This is a genomic window from Nocardiopsis salina YIM 90010 (assembly GCF_000341025.1).
GTDB classification, from domain to species: domain Bacteria; phylum Actinomycetota; class Actinomycetes; order Streptosporangiales; family Streptosporangiaceae; genus Nocardiopsis; species Nocardiopsis salina.
Genome location: NZ_ANBF01000254.1, coordinates 1 through 4990, shown reverse-complemented (window position 1 = coordinate 4990; position 4990 = coordinate 1). Strand labels below are relative to the sequence as shown.

At 71.5% G+C, this 4990-nt stretch carries 3 protein-coding genes; 2 read left to right on the top strand and 1 reads right to left on the bottom strand.

What is annotated here, in order from left to right; translation table 11 throughout:
- Positions 1 to 403 precede the first annotated feature (403 nt).
- Positions 404 to 1618, bottom strand: coding sequence for an acyltransferase family protein (locus tag D474_RS30260; RefSeq protein WP_017616580.1), 1215 nt, complete (start codon positions 1616 to 1618; stop codon positions 404 to 406).
- A gap of 505 nt (positions 1619 to 2123) precedes the next feature.
- Between D474_RS30260 and D474_RS0126920 the strand changes: the two genes are divergently transcribed.
- Positions 2124 to 4088 (top strand): amidohydrolase, encoded by a 1965-nt coding sequence (locus D474_RS0126920; protein WP_017616579.1) that lies wholly within the window; start codon positions 2124 to 2126, stop codon positions 4086 to 4088.
- Positions 4089 to 4135: 47 nt separating this feature from the next.
- Positions 4136 to 4903, top strand: a complete 768-nt coding sequence (locus tag D474_RS0126915; RefSeq protein ID WP_017616578.1) for a M48 family metallopeptidase — start codon at positions 4136 to 4138, stop codon at positions 4901 to 4903.
- Positions 4904 to 4990: the final 87 nt, after the last annotated feature.

The window sequence follows — 4990 nt, the reverse complement described above, 5'->3', positions numbered from 1 at the left end:
GTAGTGACAGTAAGAGCACTAACAACGCCGCAGAACCGGACACCCGTTACTCCGGCCCCACAAGCAACCGGCCCCACGAGCCACCACGAGCCCCGGGCCCGGAGGCCCCCGCACGCCTGCCACCCCCGAGGCAACACCACACAACACCCCCGAAGCTGCACCAGAGAACGTCCCCCGAGGCAACACCAGACCCCACCCCGGCACCCGACGTCCCCCGGAGCAAGATCACACACCCACCCCCGGACTCCGGGCCCCCGGTCCCCCGGACTCCGGACCCCCGAACCGGGCCCACAGAATCCGTCATCGATCCAGAGCCCCCACCACACACGAGTGCCGCGCCGGTCCCCGAGGGGAACCGACACGGCACTCGTCGTTTCGGGGGCGCAGCGGGGCGCCCCGGGGATCAGGAGGAGCCGGGGCGCGGCCCCTCACCGTTGGCGGAGGACGGTCCGCCGGAGGGGCTGCCGTCGGGCACCGGGCCCGCGGTGGCCGAGGTGTCCGGGACCGCGGGGCGCTCCGCCGTGCTGGCTTCCTCAGCGGGGTTCGACCCGGACATCGCCGCCTTGGGGGCCGGCTCGTCGGTCCGCAGCAACCACTGGGGCTGCGGCTCCACGGCCCACTTCAGGGCCTTGCGCACCCACGGCGTGCACAGCAGCAGGGTCACCGCCACGGCGATCGCGGTGGTCAGGGCCAGGCCGACCCAGCCGGTCTCCTCGAAGTACTCGTAGTACGGGCTTGCCTTGAGGATCAGGAAGAACGCACCGTGGCCGAGGTACACGTACAGCGTGTACGCGCCGAGCTTGGTGAACCAGGTCTTCTTCTTCGGTGTGAGAGCCAGGAAGGCGAAGGACATCGCCAGCGCGATCCCCATGAACGTCAGCCGGATCGCCATGCTGGGCAGGATCGGGTCGATGTCGCGGTCGCTGAGGCTCTCGCGCCAGAACAGCCACTCGCGGCTGACCTCCTCGTTGGCGATGAAGAGCGCGAAGACGAACGTCACGGCGAAGATGGCGACCGCACCCACGCGCGCCCACACGCGGTCGAGGAGCTCGAAGTGCTCCTTGCGCAGGCTCAGACCCAGCACGAAGAAGGGCAGGAAGCTCAGGACACGGCCCAGGGACAGGGTCGTGGTCAGGTCGGCGGTGGCGGCGAAGACGGAGATGACCACCGCGATCGTCACGGGCCAGCGCAGGCGCTTCCACACCGGAACGCTCAACCGCCAGAGGAAGAGGGCGACCAGGAACCACAGCGACCAGGTCGGGGTCAGCACCGAAAGGGAGTCGGGCAGGCCGTCCTCGGCAGCGTAGATCGTCTGGTGGATGGCCCAGAAGATGAGGTAGGGGATCGCGAGGGTCAGGACCGCCTTCTCGACGCGGGAGGAGGAAGCGTCGAAGTTCCTGGACAGGTACCCGCTGATCACGATGAACGCGGGCATGTGGAACATGTAGAACCAGTAGTAGACGACCTGGGTGGGGGCGTAGTCCCGCAGCGGTTCGATCGCGTGGCCGAACACGACCAGCGCGATGAGCAGGAACTTTGCGTTGTCCAGGCGTGAGTCGCGTCCAGGGGCCTGGGTGGCCTTCTCGGGACGCGCGGCGGAGCCCGGGGCGCGACTCACGCCGCGCCCTGGATCGGGCTGCGGGGACGCCGGGCTGGTCGTGGATGAGGCCACAGGTGGACTCCGAGGATCGGGATGTCTTGGGCAGGGACGTTCGGAGGATCGGCCGCGGTGCGGGGCCGGGTCTCGTCGAGGGAGATCGAACGCTGTAGCCGGTGCCGCGTGGTGCGCGTGGGGGACACCGGCAGGGTCGCGGGTTCCGTCCACGTCGTGCTCCGTTACCCTACTGTGATGTAGCCGGAGCATCCAGTGGTTCGCCCGAACCGGCGGAAAGTTCCGAGAAAGTCACATACCTGGACGTCCGCGGTGGCGGGTGGCGTGTGACCTGGCCGACGAACGGCACGGGGTCGCTTTCCGTGTGCAGACCCTAACCCATGCCCGCAATGGCTCTGTCCGTCCCGCGGACCCCATGCGGATGCCGCCCGGTACCTCCTCCGCCGTTAAGCTGCGGGGGAGTACAGGTGCCCCCGACAGGCGACTGCCCCAGTCGAGAACGAAGAAGGCGGTGGAAACCGTGCCGCACGCGGTGGACCCCAACCGTGCCGCCCAGCACGGGAGTGTGGTCATGCGACTCCTCGACGAGATCTTCCCGCTCGTCGAGGGGTTCTACGTCGACCTGCACAAGAACCCGGAGCTGTCCCACGCCGAACACCGCACCGCCAGCGGGGTCGCCGAATGGCTCACCCGGACCGGCTACGAGGTGCACAAGGGCATCGGCGGTACGGGTGTCGTCGGCATCCTGCGCAACGGTCCCGGCCCCACTGTCATGCTGCGAGCCGACATGGACGCCCTCCCCCTCGAGGAGAAGACCGGACTGCCCTACGCCAGTACCGCCCGCGTCGACGACGCCGACGGGGCCGAGGTGCCGGTCATGCACGCCTGCGGGCACGACGCGCACACGGCCTGCCTCGTCGGTGCCGCGGACCTGCTCTCGGAGACCCGGGACCAGTGGGCGGGGACCGTCATGATCGTCGCCCAACCGGGTGAGGAGACCCTCAACGGTGCCCAGGGCATGATCGACGACGGCCTGTTCGACCGATTCGGCCGCCCCGACGTCGTGCTGGGCCAGCACCTGGGCCCCCAGCCGGCCGGGCTCATCTCGCACCGCGCCGGGATCATCCTCGGCGCCGCCAACGCCTACCGGATCCGGATCTTCGGCGAGGGCGGCCACGCCTCCCAGCCGCACACCACCGTCGACCCGGTGCTCATCGCCGCCAACGTGGTCTCCCGGCTGCAGGGCGTGGTCTCGCGGGAGATCAGTCCCAGCGAGATGGCCGTGCTGACCGTCGGCCGTATCCAGGCCGGCACCAAGGCCAACATCATCCCGGACGAGGCCTACCTGGAGATCAGCACCCGGGCGCTCAACGACAACGTCGTGCAGCAGCTCGAGGAGGCCATCGAGCGCATCGTGCGCGCCGAGGCAGCGGCCTCGGGTGCGGGCCGCGAACCCGAGGTCGAGCGGTTCCAGGGCAGCGGGGCCACCTTCAACGACCCCGCGAGTACCAACGAGGTCGCCTCCGCGCACCACGCCTACTTCGGCGACGAGTACGTGATCCACCTGCCCGACCCCTCGCCGGCCACCGAGGACTTCTGCGCTTTCGGCCTGCCCGGCGACTCGCAGCCGATCCCGTACGTGTTCTGGTTCGTGGGCGCCACCCCGCACGACGTGTGGGAGTCCGCGCCGGGCAACACGCCCTACGAGAAGATGGGCAACGTCCCCAGCAACCACTCGCCGTTCTTCGCCCCGGCGCGCGAGCCCACGCTGCGGGCCGGTCTGGCCGCGATCACCGTGGCTGCCCTGGCCTACCTGGCCGAGGACAACCCCGACGCCGCGCCGGTGGCCGTGCCGGCGGAGGAGCCGGGGGCGGGCGCGCCCGTGGGCCCGCCCGCCGATGCGCCCGTGGGTGCCGCGGTACCGGGGCCCGCACCGGAGGGTGCTCCGGTCGAGGGCGCCGCGCCGGGCGAGCCGGTTCCCGGGGCCGTGCCCGGTGGGGAGCCCGTTCCGGGCGAGCCCGCGCCGTTCGGCGGACAGCCGCCGGCCTCCGAACCGGTGCCGGGTGAACCCGCGCCTGCCGGTCCGCCGCCCGGCGAGCCGTTCCCGGCGGGGCCGCCGTCCCAGGGGCCGGTGCCGGGTGAACCCGCGCCCGGGGAACCGTCCGCGCCTGAGGAGGCATACGAGAACCCGTTCCTCGCGGCATCCTCCTCATGGAGCGAGGGGCACGGTGAGGCAGGCCCGCCCGCGGGGGGTGACACCGGCGGTCCGCCCACGCAGAGCCCGCCGACCACCCACCCGGCCGACATGGAGCGGTACCTGCAGGACGACGGCGACACCGGCCAGGGCCAGCCGCCCCAGACCCCGCCGTCCGGTCCGGCCTACTCCGGCCCGCCGCCCGAGGGCAGCGCCCACCAGGGCCCGCCCCCGCAGGACGGTGACGACGAGGACCGGATCGACCCCGACCAGCGGTCCTGAACGCGCACGGGGGCCGTCCCGCCCGATGGGGCTGGGGCGACCCCCGCGTGCGCCGACGGCTGCGCCACCCGCACGAGAACACCGTGCTCGCGGTGTGCGTGGCCGTCACCGGGCTGGCCGTCCTCGGGGCGGCCAGCCGTTTCCTGTCCGGGGCGACGGACGAGCCGTTGCTCCTGCTCAGCATCCCCGCGCTGGTCTACTTCGTGCGCGGTTACCTCTACGCGCAGCAACGCGTCAACGGTGTGCGCATCACCGAGGAGCAGTTCCCCGAGGCCCACCGGATGGTCCGCGAGGCGGCCGAGCGCTTCGGCATGCCGCGTGTGCCTGACGCCTACGTCGTGCTCGGGAACGGTGTCGTCAACGCGTTCGCGTCCGGGCACGGAAGGCGGCGCTACGTGGCCGTCAACAGCGACCTGTTCGAGGTCGGCGGACGGCTGCAGGACCCCGATGCGCTGCGGTTCGTCATCGGTCACGAGGTCGGCCACATCGCTGCGGGCCACACGTCCTTCTGGCGCCAGTTCGGTATCTCCGTGGCCAACGTGATCCCCGGTGTCGGCAGCACCCTGGGACGCGCGCAGGAGTACACCGCCGACAACCACGCCTACGCCTTCTGCCCGGAGGGGCGCCAGGGGCTGCGGGTGCTGGCGGCCGGCAAGTACCTGTACCCCGACGTGGACTTCGACGACATCGCCCGCCGAGCGCACACCGACACCGGGTTCTTCGTGCTGCTCGTGAACCTGATCTCCAGCCACCCCGTCAACACGTTCCGGTTCGCCGCGCTGCTCGACCGCAGCCGGCCCGGCCGGGTGCTGTGAGGCGCGGGGCTCAGCGCTCGGCCAGGCGGGCCTCCACCCGCGGCGGCAGCGGCTCGTGGCGCACGTACGCGCGTGTGAACGTGCCCG